Here is a 16,961-nt window from a genome sequence, read left to right on the forward strand (position 1 = left end):
TGAAGACAAGGAGATATCTTGCACCTGACCACTGAAATTGCCGCCTGGGCGGCCCAGGACACGCGCCTGCTGCTGTCCGTCCTGATCGCGCTGATCGCCATCGTCGTGCTGATCAGCGTACTCAAAATCGCTCCCTTCCTCTCGATCCTGCTGGGCACGTTCATCGCCGGCACCGGCGCCGGCTTACCGCTGGAAAAGATCGCCTCCTCGTTCAGCAAGGGCGCCGGCAGCATCCTCGGCGAAGCCGGTATCATCATCGCGCTGGGCGCCATGCTGGGTGCACTGATGGCCGACTCGGGCGCGGCCGACAAGATCGTCACGACACTTTTACGTTACGCCAAAGGCGCGGCGATCCCGTGGATGATGGCGCTGGTGGCGCTGGTCGTCGGCTTGCCCCTGTTCTTCGAAGTCGGCCTGGTGATGATGGCGCCGATCATCTTCGTGATGGCGCGCCGTTCGCAACAACCGATCCTGCGCGTGGCGATTCCGGCGCTGGCCGGCATGACCACCTTGCACGCCTTGCTGCCGCCGCATCCGGGTCCGCTGATCGCGGTGAGTGCCTTGCATGCAGATCTCGGCACTACCATGCTGCTGGGGTTCGTGGTGGCGATTCCGGCAGTGATCCTGGCCGGCCCTCTGTACGGCATGTGGCTCGCGCCGCGCATGCCCATCGGCGAACCGGAGCAGATCGGCGCCTTGTTCAAGGGCCAGCAGGCGCCTGAACTGCAACCGGGCTTCCTGCCGTCGTTGATCACCATCCTGTTGCCGGTCGTGCTGATGCTGGGTCGCACCGTCGCCAAGATCTGGATCATGCCTGAGACGACCTTGTTCGAGATGCTCAACTTCTTCGGCGAACCCATCATCGCGCTGACCGTGACGGTGCTGTTTGCGGTAGTGGTGCTGGGCTGGAGCCGTGGCGTCAGCCGCACCGACGTCGGCGCCATCCTGCGCAAGGCCTTGCCGCCGATCGCCGGCCTGTTGCTGACCATCGGCGCGGGCGGCGGCCTCAAGCAAGCCTTGCTGACCGCCGGCATCAGCGACACGATTACCAAGGTGGCGACCGGCACCCACGTGCCGTTGATCCTGCTGGCCTGGCTGATCGCCGTGGCGCTGCGCCAGGCAACCGGCTCGGCGACCGTGGCCACGACCGCCACGGCCGGCATCGTCGCGCCGCTGGTGGCGAGCCTGTCGGGCACGCACAATGCGCTGATGGCGCTGGCGATCGGCGCCGGCTCGGTATTTTTCTGCCACGTCAACGATGCCGGCTTCTGGATGGTGAAGGAATACTTCGGCCTCGATCTCAAGCAGACCTTCGCGACGTGGTCGGTGATCCAGACCATCGTGTCGGTGGTCGGACTGGTCATGACGCTGCTGTTGTGGGGCGTGCTGACCTGAGCATCGTTTCTCGTGCTGAACAAGTCCCGGCAAGTCCGGGACTTGTCGTTTCTGCGGCCGGGCAGCCGGCCACTTTAGGTACAATGGACGCGATTCCATTTGACTGCTTCCTTCATGCCGATCCGCGTCCAGACTGCCGACTTTGACCTCAGCGCCGAGATCGCCGCGCTGCGCCTGAACAACCCCAAGGTTGGCGCCGTGGTGAGTTTCGTCGGCACGGTGCGCGACCTCAACGACGGCGCCAGCGTTCAGGAGATGGAACTCGAACACTATCCCGGCATGACCGAGAAGGCGCTCGGGCAGATCGTCATCGACGCCAAGGCACGCTGGGAGATTTTCGATGCGCTGGTCATTCACCGCGTCGGCCCGCTGCAGCCGCTCGAACAAATCGTGCTGGTGGCGGTGACGGCGAAGCATCGCGGCGTCGCATTCGCCGCTTGTGAATTCATCATGGATTACCTCAAGACGCAGGCGCCGTTCTGGAAAAAGGAACGGACGCCCGAAGGCGCGCGCTGGGTGGATGCACGCGAAAGCGATGATCAGGCACTGTCGAAGTGGCAGCCGGATCCATCCTCTTCCGCCGCAGACTGATTTTCCTTCCTCCGACAATAACAACATGTTCCGCCTGCCGACCACCGCTACCGCTCCGTTCTGTCCCTCCGAAGTTTCCGGCAGCGTCTCGGTTCCGTCGCACGCCACCGTCTGGCAAAAACTCAAGGTCTACGTCGGTCCCGGCCTGCTGATTTCCATCGGCTACATGGATCCGGGCAACTGGGCCACCTCGGTGCAGGCCGGTTCGCAATTCGGCTATCAATTGCTGTTCGTGGTGATGCTGTCGAGCCTGGCGGCGATTGTGCTGCAATGCCTGTGCGCACGGCTGGGCATCGTCACCGGCAAGGACCTCGCGGTGCATTCGCGCGAAAACTATCCGCCGGCGGTGGGCAAGGGCATGTGGGTATTTGCCGAGTTGTCGATCATCGCCTGCGACCTCGCTGAAGTACTGGGTTGCGCGCTGGCATTCAAATTGTTGTTGGGCGTGTCGCTGCCGGTCGGCGTGCTGCTGACGGCGCTCGATACCGTGATCGTGCTGGGCCTGCAGGGACGTGGATTCCGCCAGGTGGAAGCGATCATTCTCGGGCTGGTGGTGACGATTGCGGTATGCCTGTTTGCGCAGCTGGCGTTCGTGAAAGCCGACTGGCACGCAGTGGTGCAGGGCTTCGTGCCGTCGCTGACGGCGCTGTCGAGCCGCGAGCCGCTGTATCTGGCCATCGGCGTGCTTGGCGCCACGGTGATGCCGCACAACCTGTATTTGCATTCGTCCATCGTGCAGACGCGCGCGGTGAAACGCGACCGCGCCGGGATGCTCGAAGCGATCCGCTATACCCGCGTCGATACCACCGTGTCCCTGCTGATTGCGATGGCGATCAACGCCGCCATCCTGATCCTCGCGGCGTCGGCCTTCCATCGCAGCGGCCGCACCGACGTGGTCGACCTGGACGTTGCTTATCATTTGCTCGATCCGATCACCGGCACTTCACTGGCGGCGATCCTGTTCGGCGTGGGCTTGTTTGCGGCGGGGCAGAGTTCGACCTTCACCGGCACGATTGCCGGCCAGGTGATCATGGAAGGTTTCCTGAAACTGAAAATCCCGTGCTGGCAGCGCCGCCTGGTCACGCGCGGGCTGGCGCTGATTCCGGCACTGATCGGCGTGCTGACGCTGGGCGAGCATTCGGTCGGACGCCTGCTGGTGCTCAGCCAGGTGGTACTGAGTCTGCAGTTGCCGTTTGCCATGTTCCCGCTGATCCGGCTGACCAGCCGGCGCGACCTGATGGGCGATTTCGCCAACCCGGTGTGGCTCGCCGCGCTGGTGTGGATGCTGTTCCTCGGCATCAGCGCGGCCAATACCTGGCTGGTGGTTCAGCTGTTCATTTAGCTTCTTTGCGGCTGCCGGGCTCCAGCGTCACGGTGCAGGTCAGGCCCGCCGCCAGCAACACATCCTTGGGCACTTCATCAATGTGGATGCGCACCGGAATGCGCTGCGCCAGTCGCACCCAATTGAAGGTCGGGTTGACGTCGGCCAGCAATTCGCGGCTTTGCGGATTGTCGCGGTCGTAGATGCCGCGCGAGATGCTGTCGACGTGGCCGCGCAAGGTGGCGCCGTTGATCAGCTGGATTTTTGCCTTGTCGCCGACGGCGACGTAGGGCAACTTGGTCTCTTCGAAATATCCATACACCCAGAACGAATGGCTGTCGATGATGGCGATCTTGGCGGCACCCGCACTGGCGTAGTCGCCGCGACGCACGCTCAGGTTGGTGATGTAGCCGTCGACCGGCGCATAGACCTTGGTGCGGTCGAGATTGAGCTTGGCGCTGTCGCGCTGGGCGATGGCGACCTGGTATTGCGCTTCGGCGCCGGCGACCTGGCTGCCGGCGTCTTCACGGTTTTCGCGCGAGACCACCAGGCTGTCGAGGTCGGCGCGGCGACGCGCCTGGGCGCGGCGCATGTCGAGATCGGCCTTGCGCGCGGCGAGGGCGGCTTCGGCCTGTTGCAGCGCCAGCTGGTAGCGCGATGGATCGATCTGCATCAGCAGGTCGCCCTTGTGCACCAGCTGGTTGTCGCGCACAGGCAAGTCGACCACCTGGCCGGCGACGTCCGGCGCGATGTTGACGACCTCGGCGCGCACGCGGCCGTCGCGTGTCCACGGCGACACCATGTAGTGCTGCCACAGGCTCCACGCCAGGAAGATCGCGGCCAGGAAAATCAGCGCCGTGACGAGGAAACGAAAAATCGATTTGACCGACATGATGAGTAACTCCCGATGATTTCTGTATCTGTTGTGTTCTTGCTTAAGCGTAGATGGCGAGTCCGAGCAGCGCCGCGATGCACGTGAACAAACTCACGCGAAACAGCGCCGGATGCCACACCAGGTTGTACAGGCCGATGCGCACGAGGATGCGATCGGCGACCAGCGCGATGGCGCCGGCGACGATGACGGCCAGCAGCAACGTCGGCACGTAGGCGTCGAAGAAGGAAATTTCACGCGGCATGGTGGGCTCCTGAAGATGTGGCGGCATCGCCGTTCTGATGCATGGGTTGCAAGGGCGATTGCGGATCGAGCAAGGCGGTGCGGATGAAGTGCAGGTAACTCAGCGTGCGTTGCAGGCGATGGCGTTCGCTGCGTTCCCGGTAATGCGGGCCGATGGCTTGCTGGACTTCGGCGATGGTGCGGTTGTTGGCGTCGAGCACGGCCGCCAGCGTGGCTGGCGTGGGCTGGCGGAACAGCGCCGGCAGAGCTTCCCGCAGGCGGTCCAGCGCGGCGTAGGCGGCCGGCGACAACAGGCCGGGATTGCCGCTGCGGATGCCGTGCAGTTCGGTGCGCAGCTCAATGATGGCGTGACCGATTTCCAGCGTGGCGAACATCCAGCCGAAAGCGTCCTTGCGCAATGCAGGACGGCTGCCGGTGAGCATGGTGATCTGGTGCATCAGGTCGCGTGTGCCGCTTTCGAACTGCAGCGCCAGGTGCGCCAGTTTGCCGAAGCAGGCCTGCACGACCTGCTTGCGCAATTGCTTTTCGAGATGGCGCACGGTCCAGTTGGTGGTCGGCGGCAACAGCACCATGAAGGCGACGGTGGTCACGACCAGTGAGAGCATCAGCGCGATCGATTCGTTGAGGTAGCCGGCGGCGTTGAAATGCGCCAGGTTGTCCGGCACCGCCACGAACGGGAAGAAGATGCAGATGCCGAGTCCGTAACCGGCCAGCGTCGGCTTGGTGGTCAGCAGTACTGCCAGCATCAGCACCGGCGTCAGCGCTGCGGCCAGCATCCAGAAGCCGTCCAGCTGCGGCACGATATGGAAGGTGTAGAAGTAGCCCAGCACCACCGCCAGCGCCACGCCCATGGTGACGGTGCGGGTCGCCTTGGCGGGGTCAGGTGCGGCCGAAGTGATGGCACAGAACGCCGCCGCGTTGAGCGCCGCGACGTCGCCGCTCGGCCAGCCGCTCAGGATCCAGAACGTCGACAGTCCGATCAGCGTGATGGCGGCACGGGCGCCGGCGATGCTCGCCGTGACCATGCTGGTCTTGGGCGCGTAGACGTGCTCCCATTGTTCGCGTTCGTGGCGGCGTTGCACCAGCGAGGCGTAGGTGAGGGTGTAGGCGTGCAGCTCTTCGATCACGCGGTACAGCAACTCGGAGGCGGTGTCGAAATCCAGTACGGCGTCGTCGTCGAGTTCCTGCGAGCGGGTATGGGCATCGCGGGTGGCGCGCACGCGGCGCGGCAATTCCTGTTTGTAGCTTTCCAGCTTGAGCGCGGCATCGGCGGCGTCGATGGCAGTCATCACCGGCTCGCCGCCGCTGCGGGTCAGCAGGGGCTGGACCTCGCGGAAATAGGGCGAGATCGCATCGATCACCAGTTGCGCCGACGGATTGCGGCTGTCGTGCAGGCGGTTCATCAACTGGTGCAGCGCGTGCACTCGTGTCGACAGCGCCATGAACTCGCTGTTCATGCGCGTGAGGCGACCGCTGCGCAGGCGGATTTCCGGGTCTTCGAAGATGGCCGAACTGCGCAGCGCTTCGAGTCCGATGATGTCGCCGACGAAGCGCGCATTGGTCGCTTCCAGCGCTTTGCGGTCAGCGCTGCCGCCGAGCGTGTTGCCGATCAGGTCGACAAAGGCGGTGAAACGGCCGCGAATGATGCGCACCAGGCCGGGCGCACTGGCTTGCGGGAATACCAGCGCGCTGACCACGCCGGCGCAGACGATGCCGACGGTGATTTCGGTCACGCGCGTCATCACCGAGTCGAACGTCAGCGCCGGATTGAGCGCCGCCGGGATGCCGATCAGCGCCACCGTGTAGCCGGACAGCACGAAACCGTACGAGCGGAAGTTGCGGTTGTGCGCCGAGCCGACCGTGCACAGGCCGATCCAGCATGCGGTGGCGAGCAGGAACAGTTCCGGCGTCTGCGCGAACAGGCCGACGAACACGACCACTGCCGCCGAGCCGACCAGCGTGCCGATGACGCGGTAGAAACTTTTGGCGAGGATCATGCCGCTCTGCGGCTGCATCACGATGAAAACGGTGATCAGGCCCGAGCGCGGCGATTCGAGGTCGAGCGCGTAGCCGATGCCGAGCGCCAGCAGGCCGGCGAAGACCATCTTGAAAACGTAGATCCAGTTGGGGAAATCGGTCTGCCACCAGTCGGCGGCGGCATCATGCAACTGCCGTCCGAACGACTGAGGCGCCGGAGTAGTTGCTGTGGCTGAGGTGGCTGATGTGGCTGAGGTGCTCACTGCGCGGCTCCTGCTTGCAGCGTGGCCGCCGCTTCGGTCTCAGGCGCCGACACTTCCAATCCACCGCCCAGCGCAACGGTGAGGCTGGCGTAAGCGGTCAGCTTCTGCGCCAGCAACTGCTGCACCACTTGCTGCTGGTGCTGCCATTGGGTCTGCGCGGTCAGCACGTTGACGTAGTTGGTCAGGCCACGCTGGTAGGCGCGCGTGGCGATGTCGATGTTCTTTTGCGCGGCCGCCACCGAGAGGTCGGCCTGCACCTGCTGGCGCTGGATCGCCTGCAGCGTGACGATCTGGTCGGCGATGCTCTTGAGCGCCTGGCTCAGGAGCAGGTTGTAGTGCTCGACTTCCATGTCGTAGCCGGCGGTAGTGGCGCCGAGCTGGCCGCGCAGGCGGCCGCCTTCAAAGATCGGCAGCGAAATCGCCGGGCCGTAAGTGGTGGTGATGTTGCGTGCGCTCAGGAAACTCAGCAAACCGCCGCCGGCCGCAGTCGGGCCGATGCTGGCCAGCAGGTTGACGTTGGGATAGAAGGCCGCCTTGGCCACGGCGATGCCCTTGGCCGAGGCTTCCACACGCCAGCGCGCGGCGCTGATGTCGGGACGGCGGCCGATCAGTTCAGCCGGCAGGGCGCTGGGCAGTCCGAGCGCGGCTTGCAGGTTCATGACCGGGCGCGTGATGTTGTCGCCGGCGCCCGGACCTTCGCCGAGCAGGGCCGCCAGCTGGTTGCGCGTGAGGGCGATATTTTCATTGAAGACTTCGATCTGGCGGCGGGTCTCCGGCAGCGGGACTTCGGCCTGGGTGATTTCCATTTGGGTGCCGATGCCGCCACGGAAGCGGCGGTTGGCGAGGTCGAGGATCTGTTGTTCCTGTTTCAGCGTGTCCTGCGCGCTGTCGAGCAGGCCGTATTGCAGCGACAGCTGCACGTAGGTGCGCACCACGTTGCTTTCCAGTTCGAGCTGGGCGGCACGGGCGTCGGCGGCGACCGCATGGATTTCATCCTGCGCGCGTTCGGTGATGTTGCGATTGCGGTCCCACAGGTCGAGGTTGTAGGACAGGCTCAGCACCGCGGTGTTGTTCCAGGTCAGCTTGTCGCGGAAGCTGGCGCCGTAATAGACATTGTCGGACCAGTCCTTGCGGCCGACGGCGGCGTCCAGCTGCGCCTGCGGCAATTCGCCGGCATGCGCGACCACGGCCATGGCCTGGGCCTGGCGCACGCGCGCGGCGGCAATCGCCATGTTGGGATTGCCGGCGACGGCGGCCACCACCAGGCGGTTCAGTTGCGGGTCGGCGTAGTTTTCCCACCAGGCGCGCCTGGGCCAGCCGGCTTCGGCGCCAACCTGGCGGATGGCGTTGCCGACGTCGAAGGTATTGGGCTGTTGGACAACCGCTTGCGGCTTGATGCCGCCATTGTCGGCGCAACCGGCGAGCACGGCACAGGCCAGGCAAGCCGCAACAATCATGCGCGGCGCAACAATGCGGCGTTTGTCAGCAGAGGTCTTCATCGGACTATCCCAAAAAATGCAAATATCTAGTGATACCGATTGTATTTTGTAAAGATAGAGAGAAAAACCACAGTAAACACAAAGGGTCTTTTCAATTACTGCAACAATGATTTTGCTGTTTTGAGTAACAATGCAGCTTCCGGTAACCGTGTTTTGGTGCATCGCACAGGCAAAACGTCCGGATTGAAGACTGGAAAGACAAGAAGATATGGATACTTTGCAAAACATGCGCATTTTCATGCGTGTTGTCGATGCTGGCAGTTTTACACTGGCTGCGCAACAAATGGAATTGACTACCGCCCACGTGTCGCGCGCAGTGGCGGATCTGGAGCGTCACCTGCGCACCCGGCTGCTGAATCGCACCACGCGCCGCATCGCCCTGACCGAAGCCGGCGAACGCTACCTGCTGCGCTGCGAACAGATCGTCTCCTACGTGCAGGAAGCCGAAGCCGAGGCCAGCGACGCCTACGTCAGGCCGTCCGGGCGCCTGCGCATCCACACCATGACCAGCTTCGGGCAACGCTACGTGATCCCGGCGGTGTCGAGCTACCAGAAGCGTTATCCCGATGTCGCCATCGAGCTGACGCTGGCGCAGCGCATACCGGATCTGCTGGAGGAGGGCTTCGACGTGTCGCTGGTGCTGGCGCGCGAACTGCCGGATTCTGGACTGATCTTTCGCCAGCTCAGCAGCATCTACAGCATCCTGTGCGCGTCGCCGCTGTACCTGGAAAAGCACGGCACGCCGCAGAAGCCGCAGGAATTGCTCAACCACAATTGCCTGCAGCTGGTCAGCCCGGTGTCGCCGCTGGACGAATGGGCGATGGAAGGCCCGGACGGCAGGGAAGTGGTCGCCATCAAATCCAACTTCCACGTCAACGTCGCCGAAGCCATGCTGCTGAGCCTCAAGGAAGGCATGGGCATCGGCGTGCTGCCGCTGTATTCGGCGGTGGATGCCTTGCGCGCCGGCACCATCGTGCGCGTGCTGCCGCAATACCGCATGCAGGACATGGGCGTGTATGCGCTGTACCCGTCGCGCCAATACCTCGACGCCAAGATCAGCACCTGGGTCGACTGGATGCATGAAAGCGTCGACAAGGCCTTGCAGGACGATCATCAGGCGCTTGACCGGCTCACGGTTCATTCGCCATGATTGCGTATTGATAAAAGAAGACAAAAAGGAAACGGACGATGCAGTGGATTGCGGTTGGCATGGGGGCGGCGCTGGGCGCCTGGTTGCGCTGGGGACTGAGCCTGTGGCTTAACGTCGCCGGCCAGGCGCTGCCGTTGGGCACGCTGGCGGCCAACTGGGGCGGCGGTTTCGTGATCGGCTTCCTGGTGGCGTTTTTTGAAGGGCACCAAGGCTTGCCGGTGGAGTGGCGTTTGTTCCTGATCACCGGCTTTCTGGGCGGCCTGACAACATTTTCCACCTTCTCAGCGGAAGCCATGCTGCTGCTGCAACGCGGCGACTATCTGTTGGCGATCGCCCATTCGGGCTTGCATCTGCTGGGCTCGGTCGCCTTGTGCGTGGCGGGTTTTGCGGTGTATCGCGCGGTGTTTGCGTAGCCGGGATGCCTCCGGCCGCGCTGGCGGCTTTCGCAGGGCGCCTGTCGGACACCTTCCCGCGCCAGCACGATCTGCCGTAAATTGATCTGGATCAAATCCGGCAGCCTTTCGCGGCCATACAGTCGGATCATTCCTTGAAATACGTCTGCACGTCCCAATTTTCTAGGTATTCAAAAATTCGGAGCGAAAGCACATCATGCGTCTCGACAAACTCACTACTAAATTGCAGGAAGCTCTGGCGGATGCCCAGAGCCGGGCGGTCGGCAACGACAACCAGTACATCGACCCGGTCCACCTGGTGCTGGCCTTGCTGGCCCAGGACGACGGCGGCGCGCGCTCGCTGTTGCAGCGGGCCGGCGTCAATGTCGCCGGACTGACTTCGGCCTTGCAGCATGCCTTGACGCGCCTGCCCAAGGTCTCCGGCAACGGCGGCGAAGTGCAGATCGGCCGCGAACTGGCGGCCTTGCTGAACCTGGCCGACAAGGAATCGCAAAAACACGGCGACCAGTTCATCGCCAGCGAAATGGTCTTGCTCGGCCTGGCCGACGACAAGTCCGATGCCGGCCGCGCCGCGCGTGAAAACGGGCTCTCTCGCAAGTCGCTGGAAGCCGCCATCAGCACGGTGCGCGGCGGCGCCAGCGTGTCCTCGCAAGAGGGCGAAGGCCAGCGCGAGGCACTGAAAAAATATACCCTGGACCTGACCGAGCGTGCCCGCAACGGCAAGCTCGATCCGGTGATCGGCCGCGACGATGAAATCCGCCGCGCGATCCAGGTGCTGCAACGCCGCAGCAAGAATAATCCGGTGCTGATCGGCGAACCCGGCGTCGGCAAGACCGCCATCGTCGAAGGCCTGGCGCAGCGCATCGTCAGCGGCGAAGTGCCGGACAGCCTGAAGTCCAAACGCGTCCTGTCGCTCGACATGGCGGCCTTGCTGGCCGGCGCCAAGTATCGCGGCGAGTTCGAGGAACGCCTGAAAGCCGTCTTGAAAGAGATCGCCCAGGACGAAGGCCAGACCATCGTCTTCATCGACGAGCTGCACACCATGGTTGGCGCCGGCAAGGCCGAGGGCGCCATGGATGCCGGCAACATGTTGAAGCCTGCGCTGGCGCGCGGCGAGTTGCACTGCGTCGGCGCCACCACGCTGGACGAGTATCGCAAGTACATCGAAAAGGACGCCGCTCTCGAGCGCCGCTTCCAGAAGATCATCGTCGATGAGCCGAGCGTGGAGGCGACCATCGCCATCCTGCGCGGCTTGCAGGAAAAGTACGAAGTGCATCACGGCGTCGACATCACCGACCCGGCCATCGTGGCCGCGGCCGAGTTGTCGCATCGCTATATCACCGACCGCTTCCTGCCGGACAAGGCGATCGACCTGATCGACGAGGCCGCCGCCAAGATCAAGATCGAGATCGACTCCAAGCCGGAAGTCATGGACAAGCTCGACCGTCGCCTGATCCAGCTCAAGATCGAGCGCGAAGCGGTCAAGCGCGAGAAGGATGAAGCGTCGCAAAAGCGCCTGACGCTGATCGAGGAAGAAATCATCAAGCTCGAGCGCGAATACGCCGATCTGGAAGAAATCTGGAAGGCCGAGAAGTCGACCGTCCAGGGCAGCCAGCACCTGAAAGAGGAGATCGAACAGATCCGCTTGCAGATGGACGATGCGACACGCAAGAGCGACTGGCAAAAAGTGTCCGAGCTCAAGTACGGCAAGCTGGCCGAATTGGAAAAGGCGCTGGAAACCCAGAACAAGCAGGACGCCGCCAGCGAGCAGACCGTCGGCAAGCCACGTCTGGTGCGCACGCAGGTCGGCGCGGAAGAAATCGCCGAGATCGTGGCGCGCGCAACCGGTATTCCGGTCTCGCGCATGATGCAGGGCGAGCGTGAAAAACTGTTGCACATGGAAGAGGTATTGCACGACCGCGTGGTGGGACAGGACGAGGCGATTGTTGCCGTCTCGGATGCCATCCGCCGTTCACGCGCTGGCTTGGGCGATCCGGGCAAGCCTTACGGCTCGTTCATGTTCCTCGGCCCCACCGGTGTCGGCAAGACCGAGCTGTGCAAGGCGCTGGCGTCCTATCTGTTCGACACCGACGAAGCCATGATCCGCATCGACATGAGCGAATTCATGGAGAAGCATTCGGTCGCCCGCCTGATCGGCGCGCCGCCGGGCTATGTCGGCTATGAGGAGGGCGGTTACCTGACCGAAGCGGTGCGGCGCAAGCCCTACAGCGTGATCTTGCTGGACGAGATCGAGAAGGCCCATCCGGACGTGTTCAACGTCTTGCTGCAAGTGCTCGACGACGGCCGCATGACCGACGGCCAGGGCCGCACGGTGGACTTCAAGAACACCGTGATCGTGATGACCTCGAACCTGGGTTCACACAAGATCCAGGCCATGGAGGGAAGCGATGCGGCGGTGGTGAAGATGGCGGTGATGGCCGAGGTCAAGCTGCATTTCCGTCCCGAGTTCATCAACCGGGTCGACGAGATCGTGGTGTTCCATGCGCTCGACGAAAAGAACATCGGCGCGATCGCCAAGATCCAGCTGCATATCCTCGAGGCGCGTCTGGCCAAGATGGATATCGGCCTGGTGATTACCGACGATGGATTGCAGAAGATCGCAGAGGCCGGTTTCGATCCGGTGTATGGCGCGCGGCCGCTGAAACGGGCGATCCAGCAGGAAATCGAGAACCCCTTGTCGAAGCTCATCCTGCAAGGAAGATTCGGTCCCAAGGACGTGGTCCATGTGAGTGTCAAAAATGGGGCGCTTTCGTTTGAGTCAAACTAAATGTCTTGATTAACTCTTTGTAATTATGCTATCTAGTTCCCTGATGGCCTGAGCGAAATACTTCGATAAAATGAGTATTTTTTCAGGGCTCAGGGAATTTTTTTATGTAAACGATTAAACTCTCTGATTCGGTGCCGGGTGTGCGAAATGAGGCATCAAATGACGCTAAGTCATGTATAAAAAACAATAAATCACGTGAACTATCCGTCCCAGACGACCGTGGCATAAGCAAGGGGTGAAATTCTGAAGCAATCTTCATTACAACGGCTGTTCATCCTGCCGTTTGTATTTCTGATGTTATGCCTGGCGGTGACGATCGGCTGGTTCCTGTATCGTGCCGGCGATGACGCCACCGAGGTGCTGGCGCGCAATGCATTGATGGACACCATGAACCGCGTCGGCCAGGCGACCGACCGGCAGTTGCTGGGCGCGCGCGAGACGCTGCGCGTGGTGGCGCCGGATCCGATCCCGCCGGCGGAAAAAGGCGGCCAGCCGGCCTACATCCCATTCCCCAAGGAGAGGGCTGCGCTGGAAGAACGCCTGTGGCTGGCCAATAGCCTGTTCGACGATCCCAGTTATGTCTATTTCGGCGGCGCCGACGGCAGTTTCCTTGGTGTGAAGCAGGAAGAGATGAATCTCTTCATGTACAGCACCCGCGATCCCCAGGGTAAAAATTACGTCTATCATTTGCGCGGTCCCGGCACCACGCCGGTGCTGATCGCCACGCAGGATTACGAACCGCGTAACCGTCCCTGGTATCGCCAGGCCATCGAGCGCAAGCAGGAAACCTGGTCGCCGGTGTTCACCGATTTCCGTCTCAAGTTCCTCGGCATCACCTTGTCCAAGCCGGTGTATTCGCCCGAGCACGTCTTGCTGGGCGTGGCCACCAGCAGCATCGGTCTGCAACGGCTGAGCGACTTCCTGCAAGCCTTGCCGCTGACCAGGAACGGCGTCGCCTTCATCATCGAGATGTCGGGGGACCTGATCGCCACCTCAGTGAACGAACCGATCCACAAGGTCGACGGCGCCAACTTCGTGCGGCTGAACGCCGGGCAGAGCACGTCGCCCATCGTTCGCCAGTCCTATGCCGACCTGGTCGCCTACATGAAGACGCAAAAGCTCGAACCGGGCAAGCTGGTGGTGCAGTCGCTGCAGACTGACGGCCCCAAGACCGAACTGGCGTTCCGCCTGCACCATGACACCGCCGGGCTGGACTGGGTGGCGGTCAGCGCGGTGAGCCGCTCCGACTTCCTCGGTTCGGTGACCGGCGGCGTCTATCAGACCCTGCTGTTGGGCTTCATCGCCGTATGCATGACGTTTGTACTCGGCTTCGCGATCCTGCGCTGGGTGCTGCGCGACATTCGGAAGCTGACGCTGGCGGCAAAGAGCATCGGCAACGGCGAACCCTTCCCGTCGCTCAACATCGATCGCCGCGATGAAATCGGCCAGCTGGCGCAGAGCTTCCAGGAAATGGAGCGCAACTTGCGCACCGATCGCCTGACCAATGTGCTCAACCGGGATTCCTTCATCGCGCAGATCGACTTCCGCCGCCGCAAGGGTACGGAAGTGGCGCCGTTGCAATTTGCGCTGCTGTTCATCGACCTCGACAAGTTCAAGGCGATCAACGACCAGTACGGACATGATGAAGGCGACAAGGTGCTGATTTCGGCCGCTTCGCAATTGCAGCATGCCTTGCGCAAGGACGACTCCGTGGCGCGCTTCGGCGGCGATGAATTCGTGGTCTACCTGCATGGGGTGACGGACGAGAACATCGCCAAGTCGATCGCCGAGAAGATTCGCAACTTCCTCAACCAGCCTATCGAAGGGCGCGACGGCAATCAGTATCACGTCGACGCTTCCATCGGGGTGGCCTTGTTCCCGCAAGACGGCCTGGACATCGAAACGCTGCTGCGCGTGGCCGACGAACGCATGTTCGAGCAAAAGCGCATGCATCGGATCTTGTCGTACGGCGTGAACCGCGAGATATGAAAAAGCCGTGCTTGGCACGGCTTTTTTTCGTCTGCCGAGAGCCGTAGCCGTAGCCGGTGCAGATCAGTTCAGGTAGCTGGTTTAACGCGTCGGCCGTAATTATGCAGTCTCCGCCTTGCGCAGGATGCTTTCAATGGCGCCGGTTTGCGCGACGATTTCCTGCAAGTCGTTGTCGAGCAGGGCAGCGCGACGCCGGAAGGTATGCCAGCCGGACCATTCGGCGGCATCGGGTTGGGTCGCCAGGGCAATGTCTTCGGCCGCCACGGTTTCCGCCAGCGGATTAACGGGTACGACTTCCTCCACCGGCACCGTCGCCGCGGTAGTGCCGTCCGGGCCGGCCAGGATGGTTTGCGCGTGCAGCAGATGGGCGGTGGCGCTCTGGTAAGTCTGTTCGATCAGCTTGTTGACGGGGTCGCGCGGCAAGCCTTCGGCATGGCGGCGCAGCAGGATGCGCAGCGCGGCAATGTGCGCCGCCACCAGATAGTTTTGCACCACGAAGCGGTTGATCTCGCGCACTGCGCGCTGCTTGCTGATCGGCTCGTCCATCATGCGCACCTGCGCCGAAATCAGCGCCGACAGGCTGTCCATGAAACCCTTGCGGCAAACACGGTAAAAGAAGTCGTCGTTGACCTTGCCTTCCAGCATGTCGCGGCTGGCCTTGATGTAGCGATGGCTGGCGTGCAGCACGTTCTTGAGCAGGCGCGGCAGGTCGCGGTATTCCCAGCTCGGCAGCACGTAGCTGAAGATGGTGGCGATGGCCACGCCGATGATGGTGTCAACCAGGCGTTCGCCGACCGCGCCGTGATGGCCGGCCGGCAGCAGCAGGTTGAGCAGCATCAGGATCTGCACCGACGCCGCGATCGCGGTATAGCGGTACTTGACGTAGGTGAAGGCCGGCGCCGCCACGCTGGCGATGAACAGCACCGCCAGCAAGCCCATCGGATCATGCACGAAGCGCAGGATCAGCGCGGTCAGCAGGCAGCCGATGATGGTGCCGATCAGGCGATCGCTCATGCGCTGCTTGGTCGAGCTGAAATTGGGTTTGAGGATAATGACGATGGTCAGCACGATCCAGTAGCCGTGCGACATGTACGGCAGATGGGCGGCGATCCACAGGCCGGTCGAGACCGCCAGCGCGACGCGGATGGCGAAGCGGAAGATCGGCGACTGCCAGCGCAGGTTGGCGATCAGCAGGCCGGCCTTGTACTTTTGCTGGGTCAGGAACGGCGTCATGTCGGACCCCGGCAGGATGGGGATCGCGTCGATCGGGGTTTGCGTGGCCAGGTGCAGCTGCGAGATCAGTTCGATGATGTCGAGGATCTTGTTGTAGGTGACGCGCAGCACCGTGATGGCTTCGTCGGGGATCTGCCCGGCCAGGTTGTCCTGTTGCAGCTGCTGCATCTCGTATTGCACGGCGCGCAGCTCGGCCTTGTAGTTGACGGTCGGCGTCGAGACGCGCTTGCGGGTGACGGCATAGGCGATCGACTCGATGTCCTCGGCGGTCTTGTTGGCCAGGTCGCGCAGGAAGATGATGACGTCGGTGTCGCCGAAATGGCTGCGCAGCAGGGCGTAGTCGGCATGCGTCGACAAGACTTGCTCGTACAGCTCGAGCATGCTCAGATGGACGTGCACCAGCAAGCCGTCCTGTTTGGTGTGCATGTCGCGCAGCACCAGGTCGCGCGACGCCTGCAGCTTGTCGGCCAGCACGATCTGCTGGCGCACCAGCGTCGTGAACTGGGTCTGCAGGTCGCTGCGCACGTCATAGAAATCGGCCTTGATGCGCAGGTAGCGCGCCAGCTCGAATAATGCTTCCGCCAATACCTGCTGTTTGACGCGCCGCCGCAAAAAATAAGACACGATCATCGAATAGGTCAGGTAGCCGAGGCCGCCGGCCAGGAAGAAGCCGGCATGCAGGAAGGCTTCGTCAAACGGCACGCTGTTTTCCATCGACAGCGTCATCACCATCAATGCGGCAAATTGCAGCGGCAAGGTCTTCTTGCCGTACACCACCATCATGCTGGCGAGGAAGCTGACCAGCACCATCGCCACGCTGACCAGCCAATGGATGGGGGCGCACAGGCTGATCACCAGCATCACCAGGGTGCACAGCAGCACGCCGGCGAGCATTTCATTGAATTTGTGGCGTAGCGGACTGGGCAAGTCCATCAGGCTGGTGCACAGCGCGCCGAGGAAGACCGTCATGGTGGTCTGCATGTCGGCCATGTTGAAGACCAGCATGGTCAGGCCGACGACGCCGGTGGCGATGCGCAGGCCGGTATAGAAATAATGGCTGAAGAGGAAGGTGCGTATATCCAGGGCGTAATGCATGAGGGCGTCGGCTGATTTCTATTAGCGCCATTCTGACCCTTCTGCCTCCAATAGACAACCGATAGGCTAGGGATGCGCAATGGATGCGTGCCCCCGGGCTTCAGCAACTGCC

12 protein-coding genes are annotated in these 16,961 nt (G+C 62.5%); 7 read left to right on the top strand and 5 right to left on the bottom strand.

The features are described from left to right. Positions 1 to 18: 18 nt before the first annotated feature. The 3 genes from DXT88_RS10380 to DXT88_RS10390 all read left to right on the top strand — a co-directional run bounded on the left by DXT88_RS10380 (position 19) and on the right by DXT88_RS10390 (position 3,328). Positions 19 to 1,395 (top strand): GntP family permease, encoded by a 1,377-nt coding sequence (locus DXT88_RS10380; RefSeq protein WP_265213197.1) that lies wholly within the window; start codon positions 19 to 21, stop codon positions 1,393 to 1,395. 114 nt (positions 1,396 to 1,509) lie between these two features. Beyond that, positions 1,510 to 1,986: a molybdopterin synthase catalytic subunit MoaE gene (gene moaE / locus DXT88_RS10385; protein WP_265213198.1), complete on the top strand. Its 477-nt coding sequence runs from the start codon at positions 1,510 to 1,512 to the stop codon at positions 1,984 to 1,986. A gap of 25 nt (positions 1,987 to 2,011) precedes the next feature. Further along, a complete protein-coding gene (locus DXT88_RS10390) occupies positions 2,012 to 3,328 on the top strand; it encodes an Nramp family divalent metal transporter (protein WP_265213200.1) in 1,317 nt (438 codons plus the stop codon). Here DXT88_RS10390 and DXT88_RS10395 read toward each other — a convergent pair. The 4 genes from DXT88_RS10395 to DXT88_RS10410 form a co-directional block, all read right to left on the bottom strand. Then, complete coding sequence (locus DXT88_RS10395) at positions 3,321 to 4,199, bottom strand: efflux RND transporter periplasmic adaptor subunit (RefSeq protein WP_265213203.1); 879 nt, start codon at positions 4,197 to 4,199, stop codon at positions 3,321 to 3,323. The two genes, DXT88_RS10390 and DXT88_RS10395, sit on opposite strands and share 8 nt — an antisense overlap. A 43-nt stretch (positions 4,200 to 4,242) precedes the next feature. After that, positions 4,243 to 4,443, bottom strand: coding sequence for a DUF1656 domain-containing protein (locus DXT88_RS10400; RefSeq protein WP_016835083.1), 201 nt, complete (start codon positions 4,441 to 4,443; stop codon positions 4,243 to 4,245). Continuing rightward, positions 4,433 to 6,610: an FUSC family protein gene (locus DXT88_RS10405; protein ID WP_016835084.1), complete on the bottom strand. Its 2,178-nt coding sequence runs from the start codon at positions 6,608 to 6,610 to the stop codon at positions 4,433 to 4,435. The genes DXT88_RS10400 and DXT88_RS10405 overlap by 11 nt, the downstream gene beginning before the upstream one ends. Before the next feature lie 68 nt (positions 6,611 to 6,678). Continuing rightward, positions 6,679 to 8,181, bottom strand: coding sequence for an efflux transporter outer membrane subunit (locus DXT88_RS10410; protein ID WP_265213206.1), 1,503 nt, complete (start codon positions 8,179 to 8,181; stop codon positions 6,679 to 6,681). A 208-nt stretch (positions 8,182 to 8,389) separates the two neighbouring features. Between DXT88_RS10410 and DXT88_RS10415 the strand changes: the two genes are divergently transcribed. The 4 genes from DXT88_RS10415 to DXT88_RS10430 all read left to right on the top strand — a co-directional run bounded on the left by DXT88_RS10415 (position 8,390) and on the right by DXT88_RS10430 (position 14,521). After that, positions 8,390 to 9,331, top strand: a complete 942-nt coding sequence (locus tag DXT88_RS10415) for a LysR family transcriptional regulator (RefSeq protein ID WP_265213208.1) — start codon at positions 8,390 to 8,392, stop codon at positions 9,329 to 9,331. A gap of 38 nt (positions 9,332 to 9,369) precedes the next feature. After that, entirely contained in the window at positions 9,370 to 9,744 is a 375-nt protein-coding gene (crcB, locus tag DXT88_RS10420; protein ID WP_016835087.1) for a fluoride efflux transporter CrcB, read from the top strand. A 196-nt stretch (positions 9,745 to 9,940) separates the two neighbouring features. Further along, entirely contained in the window at positions 9,941 to 12,532 is a 2,592-nt protein-coding gene (gene clpB / locus DXT88_RS10425; protein WP_265213210.1) for an ATP-dependent chaperone ClpB, read from the top strand. 294 nt (positions 12,533 to 12,826) lie between these two features. Continuing rightward, positions 12,827 to 14,521, top strand: coding sequence for a sensor domain-containing diguanylate cyclase (locus DXT88_RS10430; RefSeq protein ID WP_265213212.1), 1,695 nt, complete (start codon positions 12,827 to 12,829; stop codon positions 14,519 to 14,521). A 99-nt stretch (positions 14,522 to 14,620) separates the two neighbouring features. Here DXT88_RS10430 and DXT88_RS10435 read toward each other — a convergent pair whose 3' ends face one another. Continuing rightward, the gene (locus DXT88_RS10435) at positions 14,621 to 16,849 is read right to left on the bottom strand and encodes an FUSC family membrane protein (RefSeq protein WP_016835090.1); all 2,229 of its coding nucleotides are present in this window, start codon (positions 16,847 to 16,849) and stop codon (positions 14,621 to 14,623) included. Positions 16,850 to 16,961: the final 112 nt, after the last annotated feature.

It is taken from the genome of Herbaspirillum lusitanum, from assembly GCF_026127345.1.
In the GTDB taxonomy this organism is placed as follows: Bacteria; Pseudomonadota; Gammaproteobacteria; order Burkholderiales; family Burkholderiaceae_D; genus Herbaspirillum; species Herbaspirillum lusitanum.

What these genes read in the sequence shown, in the direction of transcription:
- crcB (WP_016835087.1), top strand. Translation starts at nt 9,370, where the DNA reads ATGCAGTGGATTGCGGTTGGCATGGGGGCGGCGCTGGGCGCCTGGTTG.
- DXT88_RS10415 (WP_265213208.1), top strand. Translation starts at nt 8,390, where the DNA reads ATGGATACTTTGCAAAACATGCGCATTTTCATGCGTGTTGTCGATGCT.
- DXT88_RS10430 (WP_265213212.1), top strand. Translation starts at nt 12,827, where the DNA reads ATGTTATGCCTGGCGGTGACGATCGGCTGGTTCCTGTATCGTGCCGGC.
- DXT88_RS10435 (WP_016835090.1), bottom strand. Translation starts at nt 16,849, where the DNA reads ATGCATTACGCCCTGGATATACGCACCTTCCTCTTCAGCCATTATTTC.
- DXT88_RS10395 (WP_265213203.1), bottom strand. Translation starts at nt 4,199, where the DNA reads ATGTCGGTCAAATCGATTTTTCGTTTCCTCGTCACGGCGCTGATTTTC.
- moaE (WP_265213198.1), top strand. Translation starts at nt 1,510, where the DNA reads ATGCCGATCCGCGTCCAGACTGCCGACTTTGACCTCAGCGCCGAGATC.
- clpB (WP_265213210.1), top strand. Translation starts at nt 9,941, where the DNA reads ATGCGTCTCGACAAACTCACTACTAAATTGCAGGAAGCTCTGGCGGAT.
- DXT88_RS10410 (WP_265213206.1), bottom strand. Translation starts at nt 8,181, where the DNA reads ATGAAGACCTCTGCTGACAAACGCCGCATTGTTGCGCCGCGCATGATT.
- DXT88_RS10390 (WP_265213200.1), top strand. Translation starts at nt 2,012, where the DNA reads ATGTTCCGCCTGCCGACCACCGCTACCGCTCCGTTCTGTCCCTCCGAA.
- DXT88_RS10400 (WP_016835083.1), bottom strand. Translation starts at nt 4,443, where the DNA reads ATGCCGCGTGAAATTTCCTTCTTCGACGCCTACGTGCCGACGTTGCTG.